General features: G+C 69.9%; 17 protein-coding genes. 7 read left to right on the top strand and 10 right to left on the bottom strand.

What is annotated here, in order from left to right:
* Positions 1-2: 2 nt before the first annotated feature.
* The gene (locus HRF36_RS11165) at positions 3-503 is read right to left on the bottom strand and encodes a general stress protein (RefSeq protein ID WP_173209762.1); all 501 of its coding nucleotides are present in this window, start codon (positions 501-503) and stop codon (positions 3-5) included.
* 71 nt (positions 504-574) lie between these two features.
* Here HRF36_RS11165 and HRF36_RS11160 point away from each other — a divergent pair, with 71 nt between their 5' ends.
* From HRF36_RS11160 to HRF36_RS11150, 3 genes are read left to right on the top strand one after another with little or no spacing between them, the layout of a single operon-like run.
* Positions 575-1,897: a magnesium transporter MgtE N-terminal domain-containing protein gene (locus HRF36_RS11160; protein ID WP_173209760.1), complete on the top strand. Its 1,323-nt coding sequence runs from the start codon at positions 575-577 to the stop codon at positions 1,895-1,897.
* Positions 1,884-2,465, top strand: coding sequence for a DUF1003 domain-containing protein (locus tag HRF36_RS11155; protein WP_173209758.1), 582 nt, complete (start codon positions 1,884-1,886; stop codon positions 2,463-2,465). The genes HRF36_RS11160 and HRF36_RS11155 overlap by 14 nt, the downstream gene beginning before the upstream one ends.
* A complete protein-coding gene (locus HRF36_RS11150; protein ID WP_371740118.1) occupies positions 2,458-3,630 on the top strand; it encodes an Mrp/NBP35 family ATP-binding protein in 1,173 nt (390 codons plus the stop codon). Before HRF36_RS11155 ends, HRF36_RS11150 begins: the two co-directional genes overlap by 8 nt.
* A gap of 173 nt (positions 3,631-3,803) precedes the next feature.
* On the opposite strand, the gene HRF36_RS16110 is transcribed toward HRF36_RS11150, so the two are convergent.
* Positions 3,804-3,926, bottom strand: a complete 123-nt coding sequence (locus HRF36_RS16110) for a hypothetical protein (protein ID WP_255350805.1) — start codon at positions 3,924-3,926, stop codon at positions 3,804-3,806.
* Positions 3,927-4,114: 188 nt separating this feature from the next.
* On the opposite strand from HRF36_RS16110, the gene HRF36_RS11145 reads away from it, so the two are divergent.
* Positions 4,115-5,029, top strand: a complete 915-nt coding sequence (locus HRF36_RS11145) for a LysR family transcriptional regulator (RefSeq protein WP_173209756.1) — start codon at positions 4,115-4,117, stop codon at positions 5,027-5,029.
* A 67-nt stretch (positions 5,030-5,096) separates the two neighbouring features.
* Here HRF36_RS11145 and HRF36_RS11140 read toward each other — a convergent pair whose 3' ends face one another.
* On the bottom strand, positions 5,097-5,504 hold the full coding sequence (locus HRF36_RS11140) for a Sec-independent protein translocase TatB (RefSeq protein ID WP_173210066.1): 408 nt from the start codon (positions 5,502-5,504) through the stop codon (positions 5,097-5,099).
* A 69-nt stretch (positions 5,505-5,573) separates the two neighbouring features.
* Here HRF36_RS11140 and HRF36_RS11135 point away from each other — a divergent pair, with 69 nt between their 5' ends.
* Positions 5,574-6,200: a class I SAM-dependent methyltransferase gene (locus HRF36_RS11135; RefSeq protein WP_173209754.1), complete on the top strand. Its 627-nt coding sequence runs from the start codon at positions 5,574-5,576 to the stop codon at positions 6,198-6,200.
* A gap of 96 nt (positions 6,201-6,296) precedes the next feature.
* Here the strand turns inward: HRF36_RS11135 and HRF36_RS11130 are convergent, their stop codons facing one another.
* The 3 genes from HRF36_RS11130 to dapE all read right to left on the bottom strand — a co-directional run bounded on the left by HRF36_RS11130 (position 6,297) and on the right by dapE (position 8,880).
* Positions 6,297-6,467: a DUF3117 domain-containing protein gene (locus HRF36_RS11130; protein ID WP_071256769.1), complete on the bottom strand. Its 171-nt coding sequence runs from the start codon at positions 6,465-6,467 to the stop codon at positions 6,297-6,299.
* Between the two features lie 83 nt (positions 6,468-6,550).
* Positions 6,551-7,822, bottom strand: a complete 1,272-nt coding sequence (locus HRF36_RS11125; RefSeq protein ID WP_371740117.1) for a hypothetical protein — start codon at positions 7,820-7,822, stop codon at positions 6,551-6,553.
* Complete coding sequence (gene dapE / locus HRF36_RS11120) at positions 7,807-8,880, bottom strand: succinyl-diaminopimelate desuccinylase (RefSeq protein ID WP_173209751.1); 1,074 nt, start codon at positions 8,878-8,880, stop codon at positions 7,807-7,809. Before dapE ends, HRF36_RS11125 begins: the two co-directional genes overlap by 16 nt.
* 76 nt (positions 8,881-8,956) lie before the next feature.
* Between dapE and dapD the strand changes: the two genes are divergently transcribed.
* Both dapD and HRF36_RS11110 read left to right on the top strand, forming a co-directional pair.
* Positions 8,957-9,931 carry a 2,3,4,5-tetrahydropyridine-2,6-dicarboxylate N-succinyltransferase gene (gene dapD / locus HRF36_RS11115; protein WP_173209749.1) on the top strand — a complete coding sequence of 325 codons (975 nt, stop codon included), beginning with the start codon at positions 8,957-8,959 and terminating at the stop codon, positions 9,929-9,931.
* 9 nt (positions 9,932-9,940) lie between these two features.
* Positions 9,941-11,326 (top strand): hypothetical protein, encoded by a 1,386-nt coding sequence (locus HRF36_RS11110; RefSeq protein WP_173209747.1) that lies wholly within the window; start codon positions 9,941-9,943, stop codon positions 11,324-11,326.
* Positions 11,327-11,432: 106 nt separating this feature from the next.
* Here HRF36_RS11110 and HRF36_RS11105 read toward each other — a convergent pair whose 3' ends face one another.
* The 4 genes from HRF36_RS11105 to HRF36_RS11090 are packed head-to-tail and all read right to left on the bottom strand — an operon-like array spanning position 11,433 to position 15,525.
* Positions 11,433-12,728, bottom strand: coding sequence for a citrate synthase (locus HRF36_RS11105; RefSeq protein WP_173209745.1), 1,296 nt, complete (start codon positions 12,726-12,728; stop codon positions 11,433-11,435).
* 16 nt (positions 12,729-12,744) lie between these two features.
* The gene (gene dapC, locus HRF36_RS11100) at positions 12,745-13,845 is read right to left on the bottom strand and encodes a succinyldiaminopimelate transaminase (RefSeq protein ID WP_173209743.1); all 1,101 of its coding nucleotides are present in this window, start codon (positions 13,843-13,845) and stop codon (positions 12,745-12,747) included.
* A gap of 10 nt (positions 13,846-13,855) precedes the next feature.
* Positions 13,856-14,182, bottom strand: coding sequence for a ferredoxin (fdxA, locus tag HRF36_RS11095; protein WP_043595461.1), 327 nt, complete (start codon positions 14,180-14,182; stop codon positions 13,856-13,858).
* Positions 14,179-15,525, bottom strand: coding sequence for a PIG-L family deacetylase (locus HRF36_RS11090; RefSeq protein WP_173209741.1), 1,347 nt, complete (start codon positions 15,523-15,525; stop codon positions 14,179-14,181). Before HRF36_RS11090 ends, fdxA begins: the two co-directional genes overlap by 4 nt.
* Positions 15,526-15,676 lie beyond the last annotated feature (151 nt).

Below are 15,676 nucleotides of genomic sequence, written 5' to 3'. Positions count from 1 at the left end.
CGTCAGCGGCGTGGGCCCTCGGGACGGGCGAGGATCTCGTGCGCCCGGCCGGAGACCTCGGGATCGACCACGATCTGGTAGTTCGACGCGAGCACCTGGTGGGTCGAGGTGAAGTCGCGGCGGCGACGCGTGATCGCGAAACTGACGATCCCGTAGAGCATGCCGAATCCCGCACCGAGCAGGGCGGCTGCTCCCACGGTGGCCGCGGTGGCGGTCTCGGTCGCGAAGACCACCATGACGAGCCCGAAGAAGACTCCGAGCCAGAGTCCGGTCACGGCCCCCGCCAGCGCGGCACGCCCGTAGCTCAGCCGACCGGTGACGCGTTCGACCGTCTTGAGGTCGTTGCCGATGATGGCCACCCTCTTGATCGGGAACTCGGCCTGCGACAGCCGGTCCACCACGCGCTGGGCCTCGGGATACGTGTCGTAGGTGCCGAGGACGTCGCCCCGCGGCAGGGTGGGCACCATCGGCGAGCGTCGCCCCACGGGGCCCGGGTTCGTCATCCCTGCATTAAACACGGTGTGCCTGCCGAGCCCCCGACGGCGGGGACGGTGCGAGCGACTAAATTGGACGCGTGAGTGCAACCAGAGTCTTCGTCGCCCGGCTGGCCGGTTGCTCCGTCTTCGACCCCGCAGGGGACAAGGTCGGCAAGGTGCGTGACGTCCTCGTCGTCTACCGGCGGACGGGCGCCCCCCGTGTCGTGGGACTCGTGGTCGAGGTCCCCGGCAAGCGCCGGGTCTTCGTGGGCATCGGCCGCGTCACGAGCATCGGTTCGGGCCAGATCATCACGAACGGGGTCATCACGCTCCGTCGTTTCGAGCAGCGGGGAGGCGAGACCCGGGTCATCGCCGATCTGCTCGGTCGACGGGTGTCGTTCCGGCACGCCGGCGGGCAGGCCACCATCGAGGACGTCGCGATCGACGAGGTGCGCGAGGGCGACTGGGAGGTCGGCCAGCTCTTCCTTCGCAAGCCCAAGACGTCGCCGTCCCCCTTCGTCAAGGCGCCCACCGCGTTCGCGGCGTGGGACGACGTCGTCGAAGAAGCCGGGCCGGGCGAGGCGCAGAGCGCCGAGCACCTGATCGCCGCGTACTCCGACCTCGTACCCGCCGACCTCGCGAACACCCTCCTCGACCTGACGCCCGAGCGACGGCTCGAGGTCGCCGGCGAACTGTCCGACGACCGCCTCGCCGACGTGCTCGAAGAGCTGCCCGAGGCCGAGCAGGTCGAGATCTTCACCGGTCTCGACGACCACCGCGCGGCGAGCGTCCTCGACCAGATGCAGCCCGACGACGCGGCCGACCTCATCGCGCAGCTGCCCGACGAGCGCACCGAGCAACTGCTCACGCTGATGGAGCCCGACGAGGCCGACGACGTGCGCATGCTGCTCAGCTACGACTCCGACACCGCCGGTGGCCTCATGACCACCGAACCCGTCATCGTCTCGGCCGACGCGACCGTCGCCGAGGGTCTCGCGCTGATCCGGCGCCACGAGTTGGCCCCGGCGCTCGGTGCCGCCGTCTGCGTCGTCCTCCCGCCCTACGAGCCGCCCACCGGGCGGTTCCTGGGGATGGTGCACTTCCAGCGCATGCTCCGATACCCGCCGAACGAGCGCCTGGGAACCATCCTCGACCAGACCACCGAGCCGGTGCGCGTCGACGCCACGGCCCTCGAGGTCACGCGTGTCATGGCGACGTACAACCTCGTCTCGGTGCCCGTCGTCGATTCGGCACACCGCCTGGTCGGAGTCGTCACCATCGACGACGTGCTCGACCACGTTTTGCCCGACGACTGGCGCAGTCAAGACCCCGATCAGCCCCTGACCCCCACCCGACCACGTGGCCGCACCCGTCGCCCGTCGATCGGCCAGAGCACGAGGAGCGACGATGGCACGCGATAACCGCAACGACGTCCGCCTCGACGCCCCGAAGGGCCTGCGCACCAGGGTGCTGCCCGGTCGCAAACGGGTCAGCAGTGACCGCTTCGGGCGGGCCACCGAGTCCATCGCGCGGGGCATGGGCACGCCGTACTTCCTGATCGCTTTGACCCTGTTCTGCGTCGTCTGGATGATCTACAACACGGCCGCGCCCGAGGCCATCCGCTTCGACAGCGCCGCCATCGGCTTCACGGCACTGACACTGATCCTGTCGCTTCAGGCCTCGTACGCCGCGCCCTTGATCCTGCTCGCGCAGAACCGACAGGACGACCGCGATCGCGTGCAGTTCGAACAAGATCGTCAGCGCGCCGAGCGCAACCTGGCCGACACCGAGTACCTGGCCCGCGAGGTCGTCGCCCTCCGCATCGCGATCCGTGACATGGCCAGCAAGGACTTCATCCGGGCCGAGCTGCGCTCGCTGCTCGACGAACTCGACCGGCGCGACGACGACGAGGCCTCCGGGGTCGAGACGACCCGCGCCTCCTCGTCTCCGTCACGGCGTGAAGCCCGGCACGACGGCCACCGTGGCTGAGCCGTCCGCCCCGACCCGACCACCGGTGCCGACGCCGGACGACGTGCGCCGTGCGCTCGGCCGGGTGCTCGACCCCGAGATCCGCAAACCCGTCACCGAGCTCGACATGATCGGCGACGTCGTCGTCGGCCCGGGAGGCGCGGCGACCGTGGCCGTCAAGCTCACCATCGTGGGCTGCCCCGCCGCCGACACGATCGAACGCGACGTCCGCGAGGCCACGGCCTCGGTGGCCGGCATCACCGAGGTGACCGTCGAGGTGACCGTCATGACGAAGGACGAGCGGCACGCCCTCACCGAGAAGCTCCGGGCCGGTCGGGCCGCGCGGGGCATGCAGTTCGGGCCCGAGACCCTGACCCGGGTCTACGCCGTCACGAGTGGCAAGGGTGGAGTCGGCAAATCCACCGTGACCGCCAATCTCGCCGTCGCCCTCGCTGCCCGGGGCCTGGCGGTCGGCATCGTCGACGCCGATGTCTACGGCTTCAGCATCCCCGGGTTGCTCGGCCTGGTCGGCCCCGACGGAGCGTCCGTCAAACCGACCCGCGTCGACGACATGATCCTGCCGCCCGTCGCACACGGCGTGAAGGTCATCTCGATCGGCATGTTCGTCGACGACGCCTCGACGGCCGTGGCCTGGCGCGGACCCATGCTGCACAGGACGATCCAGCAGTTCCTCACCGACGTGTACTTCGGCGACCTCGACGTGTTGCTGCTCGACCTACCCCCCGGCACGGGAGACGTCGCCATCTCGGTGGGACAGTTGCTGCCCCACGCCGAGGTGCTCGTCGTCACGACGCCCCAGCCGGCCGCCGCCGACGTCGCCGAGCGCAGTGGGCTCGTCGCGCGTCAGACGGGTCAGCGCCTCCTCGGCGTGGTCGAGAACATGGCGGGCCTTCCCCAAGCCGACGGCAGCGTGCTCGAGCTGTTCGGCTCGGGCGGTGGCTCCGAGACGGCGCGTCGCTTGTCGGCCGGCCAAGAGGCCGAGGTCCCGCTGCTCGCCAGCGTGCCGCTCAGCCTGGGCCTGCGACAGGGCGGCGATGACGGCGTCCCGGTCGTGCTCGCTGCTCCCGACGATCCCGCGGCCACGGCCATCGACGAACTGGCAGGCCGACTGGCGGTGCGTGCCCGGGGTCTCGCCGGCCGGAAACTCGGCCTCAGCGTCACCTGACGGGGTCGAGACCTCCGGACGTGCAGAAAGGGCACCTCGCGTGGCGAGGTGCCCTTTCGTCACGGCGTCTCGCCCGAGGGCGGCGACGCGCTCGTGCCGCACCCCAGCACAGGGGCGGCACACGCGGTGTCGGTGCGCTCAGGAGGGAGACGGACCGACCACCGCGAAGACGACTACGACCAGCGGTTGTAGGTCTTGGTCGGGATGGCGCGGAAGCCGTCACGGGCGACCGAGACGAGCGAGCCGGCGATTCCGACGACTGCGGCGATGGCGAGGACGATGATTCCGGTGAGCATGGGGGACTCTTTTCTGGCGCGATTGGACGCGCGGTTCTGCGTGGTGGGATGGATTCGCCACCGAGCCCGGGACCAGGTCGACCGGAGCTCGGGAGCGCTACGGCGCGCTCCGGGGACTTCTCAATCATGCGCCGTGGGAAGCGGTAGATCAATCTCACGTTCCTACCGAAACAGGGTAGTTTTGCTACATGGATGTCAAGCGTCTCGAACTGCTTCGCGAACTCGCCGAACGGGGCAGCGTGGCCGCCGTCGCGCGGGCCACCCACCGCACCCCGAGCGCCGTCTCGCAGCAACTCAAGGTGCTCGAGCGCGAGGCCGGCGTCGCGCTGACCGAGCGGGTGGGACGCGGCATCGTGCTCACCGGCTCCGGGCGCGTGCTGGCCCAGACGGCCACCGACGTCGCCGTGGCCCTCGAACGCGCCCAGGCGGTCTGGGACGACTTCGTCGCGACTCCTCAGGGTGAGGTCACGCTGGCCACCTTCCCCACGGGCGGGCAGATGCTGCTGCCGGGGCTGCTGCGCACGGTGGCCGAGACCCCGGGCCTGGTGGTCGTCGCCAGCGACCACGACCCGTCGATCCGGGAGTTCCCCGAACTGGCTGCCGATCACGACGTCGTCGTCGCACACTCGTCCGACGACAAGCCCTGGCCCGGCCGCGGACTCGTCACCGTCCCGCTGTTGACCGAACCCCTCGACATCGCCCTTCCCGCCGACCACCGTCTGGCCGGCCGCGCCTCGCTCGCGCCCGGCGACCTCGAGGGCGAGAACTGGATCGGCGTCCCCCACGACTTCCCGTTCGAATGGGTCTACCGCGAGATCGAGCGCGTGACCGGCAGCCCCGTGCGCGTGGCCCAGCGCTTCAGCGACACCAAGGTGACGGAGTCCCTCGTCGGAGCCGGTCTCGGCATCGCCGTCCTGCCACGCTTCACCGCCAAGGACGCCCGCGACGACATGGTGCTCGTGCCCCTCGAGAGCATCCGGGCCGTGCGGTGGGTGTCCGCCCTGCTGCGCCGCGACCGGGCCGAGCGCCCCTCGGTTCGACGGGTCGTCGACGCCCTCCGGGCCGAGGCCTCGCGTGTCGCGGCTCTGCACGGCGGCGTCTGACCCGTCGATTCGTCGATCGGCACCCCTCGGGGCACGAGGGCCCAGGAGGCGCGGCGCACCAGTCGCGTCAGGTCGCCTCGGAGTCGTAGGGCGGCACCTCGCCCGCCGCGAGCGGCACGACCTCGGTCGTCGAGCGGCCGCCGGGCAATCCCGCGGACACGGCAGCGGCGGCGGCACCCGCCGTCGCCATGCTCGGCGCCGACGGCTTGGGAGCCGCGTCCGGGCCGTCGAGCAACGCGTCGCGGATGATGCGCCGCGGGTCGTACTGCCGAGGGTCGAGCTTCTGCCACTCGACGTCGTCGAACTCGGGGCCCATCTCGTCCCGCATGCGGGTCTTCGCCCCGTTGGCCATGTCGCGGACGGTCCTGACCAGTTGCGCCAGCTTGGAGGCGTAGCCGGGAAGACGTTCGGGACCGAGCAGGAAGACCGCGAGCACACCGATGATGAGCAGCTTGTCGAACGTCAGACCGAACATGGACACGCATGCAGACTAACCGGTGACGACTCGGGGAACCCCCTAGAGTTGGCCTTTCGAGGAGTGGGTGTGTCGCAGATAGAGTCAAGTTGGAAGTTCGCGGAAGAACTCGCCGCCGAGAGCGACGTCATCGCCGAAGCTCGACAGCACTCGCTCGAGGTGGGTGTCGAAGCCGTGTCGCCTGCGGTCGGCGCTCAGCTCGCCGTCGTGGCCGCCGCCTCGAACGCGTCGTCGATCATCGAGGTCGGCACGGGCCTGGGGGTCAGTGGGCTGTGGCTGCTCTCGGGCGCCCCCGGTGCCGTCCTGACGACCATCGACCGCGAGATCGAGCACCAGCAGGCCGCCCGTGACGCGTACCTCCGGGCGGGTATCCCGGCCGGTCGCTTCCGCCTGATCGCCGGCCGCGCCATCGACGTGCTGCCCCGCATGAACGAGAACTCGTACGACATCGTCTTCGTGGACGCCGACCCCGGCTCGGTCATCGAGTACGTCGAGCACGGCCTGAGACTCGCGCGTCCCGGCGGGCTCGTGCTCGTCGCGCACGCGCTCTGGCACGGGCGGGTGGCGAACCCGGCGGTCCGCGACAGCACCACCACAGGGTTCCGCACCCTGCTCACCGAGGTCTCGACCTCACCGGCCGTGATCAGCTCGCTCTCGACCGCGGGCGACGGCCTGCTCTCGCTCGTCAAACGCTGAGCGACCCCGCGTGGCCGCAGCGGGGTGGCGTGCACGAACGCCCGCCCGTCGCAGGTGCGACGGGCGGGCGTTCGTGGTTGTTGAGGAGGTGGCCGACTAGGCGCTCACGACGCCGGCGAGGGCGTCGTGCAACTCTTTGGCTTCGTCGTCGTTGACCGACACCACGAGGCGTCCCCCACCTTCGAGCGGAACACGCACGATGATGAGACGGCCCTCCTTAACAGCTTCCATAGGCCCGTCGCCGGTCCTCGGCTTCATGGCTGCCATCAGATAGTCCCCTTTCGCAAGATGCTGGTCCTATTATCCGTGATTTCTTCCCCCCGACCTAAACGACGCCGTCCGGTCGACGATCACGGCGGCGTCCAGTCATACCCGTTAACCCACCAGCAGTAGTAGAGCCACACCCATTGCGCCGCCAGGAACACGGCGACGAGCACCGCCCGGTAGATCGTCGAGCGCGGCACCGCGAGCACGCCCAGCACGGGGAAGAGCGGCATCAGGAGCCGCCAGGTGCTGGACTGCGGGAAGAACACGGCCAGCAGATACAGCGTGTAGGCGACGACCCAGAGCCTCAGGTCGACGTGGGTCCGCCGAGCCCAGGGCGACAGCATCAGGGCGGTGAAGGCGAGCAGGACGACGACGAGCAGGGCGACGCCCGAACCACCCGGAAACCACCAGTTCGCCCCGTCGACCCATGGGGTGAAGGGCACGAGCGGCCCGTAGCCGATGTACGGGGCGCGCCAGGCGAGTTCGGTCTCGGTGTAGGCGCCCGGCACACCCGTCACCGCACCGGCGACGACGAGCCACGCGACGCCGAAGACGGCCGTGGCCGCCGCCGACACCACCACGCGGACCCGTTCGCGCACCGGAAAGGGGTCGTCCCGCCGGTGCCACCACCGCAGCAGCCCGTGGAGACCGATGGCCAGGGCGAGCGGAAGGGCACCGGGCCGCGTGAACGACAGAACGAGCACGACCGGCAGCATCGCCAGGTACTGCCGACGGACCAGCATCAAGAGGCTCGCGCCGAGCAGCAACAGGAACATCGACTCGGCGTACGCCACCTGCAGCAGCGGCGACAGGGGCGCGACGCAGAACAACACGACCGCGAACAACGAGGTCGATTCGGGCAGCGAGTGTCGCATGAGTCGGTAGAACACCAAGGCCGTCCCCGCCGCGCAGACGACCGACACGGCCACGGCCAGAGTCGCGAACGGAAGCCCTGTGAGGGTCATCAGCCCCCGGACGACGAACGGATAGGCGGGCATGAACGCCCAGGCGTTCTCGCCCACGTGACCGTCTCCCGTGACCGGTAGCTCGCTCGGATACCCCACCACGGAGATGATGTAGTACCAGTGGCCGTCCCAGATGGTGGCGAAGCTGCCGTAGTCGGGGCTCGCGAGGGTCCACGCGTTGGCCTGTTGGGCGCCCGCGAAGGTCAGCAACGCGATCGTGCTCGCGACACGCGACAGCACGAAGACGCCGAGCACCCTGACCCACCACGGCGTCATCCGATAGCGCAGCAGGAACCACCTCGACGGCGGGATCGGGCGTCGGAGGTCACGGTGCGAGAGCAGGGACGAGGAGGCGCGCCCCGCCTCGTCGACGGTCAGGCCGTCAGCCACGCCCGCAGTCCGCGCTCGTTGTCGAGGATCTGCTGCACGGGCACCCGCTCGTCGTCGTGATGGGCCAGCATCGGGTCGCCGGGACCGTAGTTGACGGCGGGGACCCCGAGCGCCGAGAAGCGCGCCACGTCCGTCCAGCCGTACTTCGGCTTGGCCTCGCCGCCGACCGCGCGCAGGAAGTGCTGCGCCAGCGGCGCGTCCAGACCGGGCCGGGCCCCCGGCGCGAGGTCCACGATCGTGACGTCGAAGTCCTGGAAGAGCTCACGCACGTGCGCCACGGCCTCGTCGGCACTGCGGCTCGGAGCGAAGCGGTAGTTGACGTGCACCATGCACTCGTCCGGGATCACGTTGCCGGCCACGCCCCCCGTGATGCCGACGGCGTTCAGGCCCTCGCGGTAGACGAGACCGTCGACTTCGACCTCTCGCGCCTCGTACGCCGCGAGCACGTCGAGGATCGGCGCCGCCTTGTGGATGGCGTTGTCGCCGACCCAGGAGCGGGCGCTGTGCGAGCGGGCACCGAAGGTGCGGATCTCGGCCCGGAGGTTGCCGTTGCAGCCGCCCTCGACCCCGCTGTTGCTCGGTTCGCCCAGCACGGCGAAGTCGCCGGCGAGCAGATCGGGCCGGACACGCGCCAGGCGACCCAGGCCGTTCAGCGCGTCGGACACCTCTTCGTGGTCGTACCAGACCCACGTGACGTCGACGGTCGGGGCGGTCAGCTCGACCGCGAGCCGGAGGTGCACGGCGCAGCCGGCCTTCATGTCGACGGTGCCGCGGCCCCAGAGGTAGTCGATACCGCCCTCGGTCTCGAACCGCGTGGGCACGTTGTCGTTGATCGGCACGGTGTCGATGTGCCCTGCGATGACCACCCTCGACGCCCGGCCCAGCTGCGTTCGGGCGACGATCGCATCGCCGTCACGGAACAACTCGAGGTGATCGCGCCCCTCGAGCGTGGCCCAGATCTCGTCGGCGACCAGGCGTTCGTCGCCCGACTCGGAACGGATGTCGCAGAGCTGCCTCGTGACGTCGACGGGAGAGACGGAGAGGTCGATCGGTGCCATGCGGGCGAGTTTACGGGCCCCGGGCACGGGTCGCCTCCGAGCCGGGTCGTCGGCGGCTGCCGATACTCTTTGGTCCATGACTTCCGACGCCACCGCCACCGCCCCGACCCACGCCTACGGGTACGGGCTCGCGACCGTCTCGCACGACGGCACCACGCTCGACACCTGGTTCCCCTCCCCCCGACTCGGCGCCCTGCCGGCCGACCGTGACCCCGAGATCGTCCCGGCCGAGCTGGCCGACGCGGCCGGCCCCGACGAGCGTCGCGCGGTGGACCTCGTCCCGGTGACCGTCGAGATCGACCTGAGCGCGCCTCCTGCGTCCACCCCGGACGCGTACCTGCGCCTGCACCTGCTCAGCCACCTGCTGGTGAAGCCGAACACGATCAACCTCGAGGGCCTCTTCGCGCACCTGCCGATCGTCACCTGGACCAACGCCGGGCCCGTCCACCCCGACGACTTCGCGCGCCTGCGTCCGACGCTTCGACGCGCGGGCATCGTCGCGACCGGCATCGACAAGTTCCCGCGCATGCTCGACTACGTCTCGCCCGACCGCGTCCGCATCGCCGACGCGTCGCGGGTGCGCCTCGGCGCGCACCTGGCACCGGGCACCACGGTCATGCACGAGGGCTTCGTCAACTTCAACGCGGGCACGCTCGGTTCGTCCATGGTCGAGGGGCGCATCTCGCAGGGTGTCGTGGTCGGCGACGGGTCCGATATCGGCGGCGGTGCCTCCATCATGGGCACGCTGTCGGGCGGCGGCACCCAGCGGGTCACCATCGGTGCGCGTGCCCTGCTCGGCGCCAATGCCGGCATCGGCATCGCGATCGGCGACGACACCGTCGTCGAGGCCGGACTTTACGTGACGGCCGGCACGAAGGTCGTCGTCGTGGGCGGCACCCCGACCAACGACGGGTCGCCGCAGACCGTGAAGGCCGTCGAGCTCTCGGGTCAACCCGGTTTGCTCTTCCGACGCAACTCGTTGACCGGCGCCGTCGAGGTGCTGCCCCGCAAGGGCCACGGAATCACGCTGAACTCGCAGCTGCACGCCTAGGCACGGCCCATGTCGGCGGAAGCGGACCTGGCTGCCTTGCTGGCGGCGTCCGAGGCGAACGATCCGTTTCGCGACGATGGTGTCGTCGCCCGCGACGTCATCCGCTTGGAACAGCGCATCCGTCGTCGATTCGTGCGTGTCGCCGCGGGAGCAGTGGTTTTGTCCCTCCTGTCCATCGCCGGCTTGTGGTACGCGGGGCTCATCAGTCGCATCAGCCCCGGTCCGACCACGCCTCCGTCAATGCAGCCACCGGACTTGTGGGACGTCGATCTGTCGCTCTCGTCGACGACCTGCTTGTCAACGTTGGCCGTCCTCGCGACCGTGATCGTGGCCCTGCAAGTGGCAGTCCGTCCGGGCACGTCGTTCGTGGACGGCATCCTCGCAGAGCAAGTCGCTCGCATTCGCGCTCTCGAGAGTCTCGCGCTCCTGGCCGGCCTCGCGGCTGTCGCGACCGGAGTGTTCGGGGCACTGCGTGTAGGGCTCGACTCAGCATGGACGCACCCTTTGCATCTCTTCGGGCCCGTCGCCGTGGGGTCACTCCTGTGCGCCGTGGCGACCGACGCGTCCACGGCCAGCCAGAGCAGATACGGCCCGGTCGTGTCGGCGGAGTACTTGCGACAGACGTATGCGCGGTACGAGACCGCGCGCACCGAGCTGTCCTACCGCGCGACTGTCGCCACGCGTCCCGCATTCGGAGAGCTGGGCCAGGGGGTGGCCATCGCCGTCTGTGTCGCCGCGCTCAGCGTCGCTCCAGCCCTCGCGTTCGACGACGGCAGGCCCTGGTGGCGCCTTGCGCTCGGAACGTTCTTGACGTTGGGTTTCGGGGTGGTGTCCACGGCTGCGGCGGCCGGTCTTGCCGGACATCACGCGCGGCTGCGTGAGCGATGGGCCACGGCCTTCTACATCTTGGTCGGTCTGGTCTTCGGCATCGTGACCATCCTTGTGACGGGGCAGATCGCTCTGAATCACGTCCGGACCAACGCGGGAGCCGTACAGGTCCTAGTCCTTCTCCTACTCGATTGTCTGCTGCTGACCCTCAGCGCGGCCTTGACGAGCGGCCCACCACCCCGGTGGTCAGCTCCTGGGGTCTGCCGGCGCCTGAGCGAGAAGGCATACGTGAGAAAACTCGAATCCTGGATGACGTCGACGCCCAGAGACCCGAGCCGTGCCCGCTCTCCGCTCCTGACATCGATCGTTTCGGGGATCGGTGTGATTCTCAGCGCATTGGTCCCACCCTTAGGCCTGATCGTGGCAGGCCGGGTGATCGCTTCCGAGCAAAGGGGCGCCAAACGGACCTGCGCCGTCGTGGCTGTCGTCCTCGCGCTGACGATCACGGTCGCCGCTGTCATCGTCGGCATAAAAGCCGAGGCGCTCTTCTTCACGCCCGCCGGCTGAACACCGAGGGACTCGTCGAGTCACCACACCAGAAGATGGGCACGACGCCAGGTCGAAACCTGGCGTCGTGCCCATCTTCTGGCGTCGTGCCAACTACCCCGACGGTCTAGCGCTGCGGCCAGTCGCGTTCGGACGCGCCCAGGTACAACTGCTGCGGGCGACCGATCTTGGTGGTCGGATCGGTGTTCATCTCACGCCAGTGGGCGATCCAGCCGGGCAGGCGCCCGATCGCGAAGAGCACGGTGAACATGCGGGGCGGGAACCCCATCGCCTTGTAGATGACGCCGGTGTAGAAGTCGACGTTCGGGTAGAGCTTGCGCTCGACGAAGTAGTCGTCGGCGAGGGCTATGCCCTCGAGTTCCATCGCGATGTCGAGGAGGTCGTCTTTCACGCCGAGGGACTCGAGGACTTCGGTGGCGCTCTCTTTGACCAGCTTGGCGCGCGGGTCGTAGTTCTTGTACACGCGGTGGCCGAAGCCCATCAGCTTGACGCCGGCTTCTTTGTTCTTGACGCGCTCGACGAAACGCTCCACCCCCTGGCCGCTGTCGCGGATCTCGGCGAGCATCTTCAACACGGCCTCGTTGGCGCCACCGTGCAGCGGCCCGTAGAGGGCGCTGATGCCGGCCGAGATCGACGAGAACATGTTGGCCTGGGTCGAGCCGACGAGGCGGACGGTCGACGTGGACGCGTTCTGTTCGTGGTCCTCGTGCAGGATGAGCAGACGCTCGAGGGCCTTCGAGAGGACGGGGTTCACCTCGTACGGCTCGGCCATCGTGCCGAAGTTCAGCTTGAGGAAGTTGTCGACGAAGCTGAGCGAGTTGTCGGGGTAGAGGAAGGCCTGGCCCAGGCTCTTCTTGTGCGCGTAGGCCGCGATGACCGGCAGCTTCGCCAGCAGTCGCACGGTCTGCAGCTCGACCTGCTCGGGGTCGTGCACGCTCATGCTGTCTTCGTAGAACGTCGACAGGGCGCCGACCGCACTCGACAGCACCGACATCGGGTGCGCGTTGTGCGGCAGGGCGTCGAAGAAGCGGCGCAGGTCTTCGTGCAGCAGCGTGTGCCGCCGGATGCGCGCGTCGAAGTCGGCGAGCTGGTCGGGGGTGGGCAGTTCGCCGTAGATCAACAGCCAGGCCGTCTCGAGGTAGGTCGAGTTCTCGGCGACTTGTTCGATCGGGTAGCCCCGGTAGCGCAGGATGCCCTGATCACCGTCGATGTAGGTGATCGTGCTTCGGGCGTTGGAGGTGTTCACGAATCCCGTGTCGAGCGTCGTGTAACCGGTCTGCTTGGTGAACGTCGAGATGTCGATCGACGAGGCACCCTCGGTGCTCGCGACGATCGGGAACTCGGCTGTTCCCCCCGGGAACTGCAGCGTGGCCTTCTGGGCGTCGTTGGCAGTGTCAGTCACCCGATCAGCCTAGCGGTCAGCCGCCGAGTCGCCCCACGGCCGCCTCGATACGCTCGTCCGTCGTCGTGAGCGCGACACGCACGTGACGGCCGCCGGTCGGGCCGTAGAACGACCCGGGGGCGACCAGGACGCCGCGCTCCGCGAGCCAGCCCACGGTGGCCCACGCGTCTTCGTCGCGCGTGGCCCAGAGATACAGCCCGGCCTCGCTCCGGTCGATGCGGAAGCCGGCCGCTTCGAGGGCCGGAAGGAGGCGCGCCCGGCGAGCCGCGTAGCGCGCCTTCTGCTCGATGACGTGTGCCTCGTCGGCCAACGTGACCACCATGGCCTGCTGCACCGGGGCCGGAGGCATGAGACCCGCGTGCTTGCGGACGGCGAGCAGCTGCCCGAGGACGTGGTCGCAGCCCGCCACGAATCCCGCGCGGTAGCCGGCGAGGTTCGACTGTTTGCTGAGCGAGTAGACCGAGACGACGTCGCGGAGGTCGTCGCCGACGACTCGCGGGTCGAGGATGCACGGCGTCGGTCTGTCGGCCCACTCGCCCGTCCAGCCGAGCTCGGCATAGCACTCGTCGCCGGCGATCACGGCGCCGAGTTCGCGTGCGCGGGCGACGGCGGCACGCAGGGCCTCGAGGCCGAGGACCGCACCGTCGGGGTTGCCCGGGCTGTTCAGCCAGACGAGTTTGGTCGACGCGGGCCACTCGGCGGGATCGTCGGAGGCCAGGGCCGTCGCGCCCACGAGGGCGGCACCGAGCGCGTAGGTCGGGTAGGCGTTCGTCGGGTACACGACCGTGTCGCCCGGACCGACGCCGAGCCACAGCGCCATTCCGGCGATGAGCTCTTTCGACCCGATGGTCGGCAGCACGTTGTCGTCGCCGAGCCCGGTGACGCCCCGTCGCCGCGCGTACCACTCGGCGATCGCCGACCTCAGGGCCGGGGTGCCAGCCACCTGGGGGTACGAGTGGGCGTCGGTCGCGACGGCCAGCGCCTCTCGCACGACGTCGGGCGTCGGGTCGACCGGCGAGCCGACGCTGAGATCGACGATGCCGCCCGGATGACGGCGCGCGGTGACCGCGTACGGTACGAGCGCGTCCCAGGGGAACTCGGGCAGGTCGAGTGCCACGGGGCTCGGCCTAGGCGCCGGCGCCCTGAGGGGGCAGCGCCGAGATCACGGGGTGGTCCTTGGCGATGACTCCGACCTTCGCCGCACCGCCGGGCGAGCCGATCTCGTCGAAGAACTCGACGTTCGCCTTGTAGTACTCGGCCCACTTGTCGGGCAGGTCGTCCTCGTAGTAGATGGCCTCGACCGGGCAGACGGGCTCGCACGCACCGCAGTCGACGCATTCGTCGGGGTGGATGTAGAGCGAGCGTTCGCCCTCGTAGATGCAGTCGACGGGGCACTCGTCGATGCAGGCACGGTCTTTGACATCGACACAGGGAAGTGCGATCACGTACGTCACGTCTGGGGGGTTCCCTTCGCGTCGGGCAGGGCGTCCAGCTTATCGCCTGCCGGCTGCGCCCCGACCGAGGAGGCACGGGTCGCGTCGCCGGGCGGCGTCGCGTCCCTGCCCGGAAGGCCCCGCAGCCGCGGCCACCCGAGTACCAGGGTGACGATCACGGCCACCCCCACGAGCCAGACGTAGGCGGGCGTGTTGGCGGGCAACAGGACCGATCCCCCGGGACTCGCCTGCCACAGGACGACGAGCGCCCCGACCAGCCCGAGGGAGGCGGCTCCGGCCATGGCCCGCGAGCCGAAGACCGAGCGCAGGCCCGCCAGGAGGGCGAGGCACATCAGCAGGGCGAGCACGAGCCCGGACCAGACGGGCGAGTCGGCGACGGTGACCGTCGACTGGTGCATCACGGTACCGATGGTGCCGAAGACGGCCCCGGCCGCGAGCGCCAGCACGAGCGCGGCGACGCGACCGCCCGTCGTCAGCTGGGCCATCTCGGACCCACCCTCGTCGGCCGCCGGATCGGGGACGAAGCGGAAGGACTCGCGGACCGTCACGGGTTCGACGACCCCGTGGGGGAAGCGGATGCCGGCCCGGCCGCCCGGGAGGTCGACGACCTCTACCTGGCTGCGGTGGTCGCGGAGCGCGGCGATCTTCCGCGGTGCGACGTGTCGCGTGTCCATCGTGAGGACCGTCTCGTCGGCGGCGAGGGCCTCGGCTTCCGGACCCTCGGCCGATTCGGCACCGGCCACGATCGCGAAGAACGGCACGCCGACGAGTCGCGCGGCGCGCACGGCGACCCGGTTGGCCCGGACGTGGTCGGGGTGGTGGTAGCCGCCGTCCTCGTCGTAGCTGACGATCGCGGTGGGTCGCACGGACTGGACGACGGCCGACAGATCGCTGACGACCTCGCCGAACTCGGCGGCGCAGAACGCCGCGGGGTGCAGGTCGGGTGTCGGCCCGGCCACCCCGTCGGAACGCCAGACCATGCCGCTGTCACGGTAGGCCCGCTCGGGGAGGCCCGGGGTCCGGGCACCGGACGACCCGAGGAACCGGTGGTCACCGACGCCGAGGTCGTCCATGGCCGAGGCGATCTCGCCCTCGCGGTGCACGGCCAGGGCGGTCTGATCGTCTCGGAGGGGCGCGAGGTCGTCCGGGATCACCTCGCCCAGTTCCCCGCGGGTGCAGGTCACGACGGTGACGGCGGCGCCCATCTCGACCAGAGCGGCGATCGTGCCACCCGTCGTGATGGTCTCGTCGTCGGGGTGGGCGTGGACGAAGAGCACGCGCTCGAGCCGCGGGTCGCCGACGGTCGAGGGCGACGCGGACGTCGGCGAGGCGGAGAAGTTCATCACTGGACAGGATATGCCGCGTCGCACTACTGTCGGTCTGACTCAGGGTGCCCTAAGTGAGGTTAGCCTAACCATACCGGGCCGTTCGGTACTCCCCTCCGCACCGGCCACACTCCCGCACCTGTGCTCCTCCCTGCTCGATGACGAGCTC

The sequence above is a fragment of the Frigoribacterium sp. VKM Ac-2836 genome, from assembly GCF_013248995.1.
Classification (GTDB): Bacteria; Actinomycetota; Actinomycetes; order Actinomycetales; family Microbacteriaceae; genus Frigoribacterium.
The sequence above is the reverse complement of the archived record's forward strand: the minus strand, read 5'-3'. Positions and strand labels throughout refer to the sequence as shown.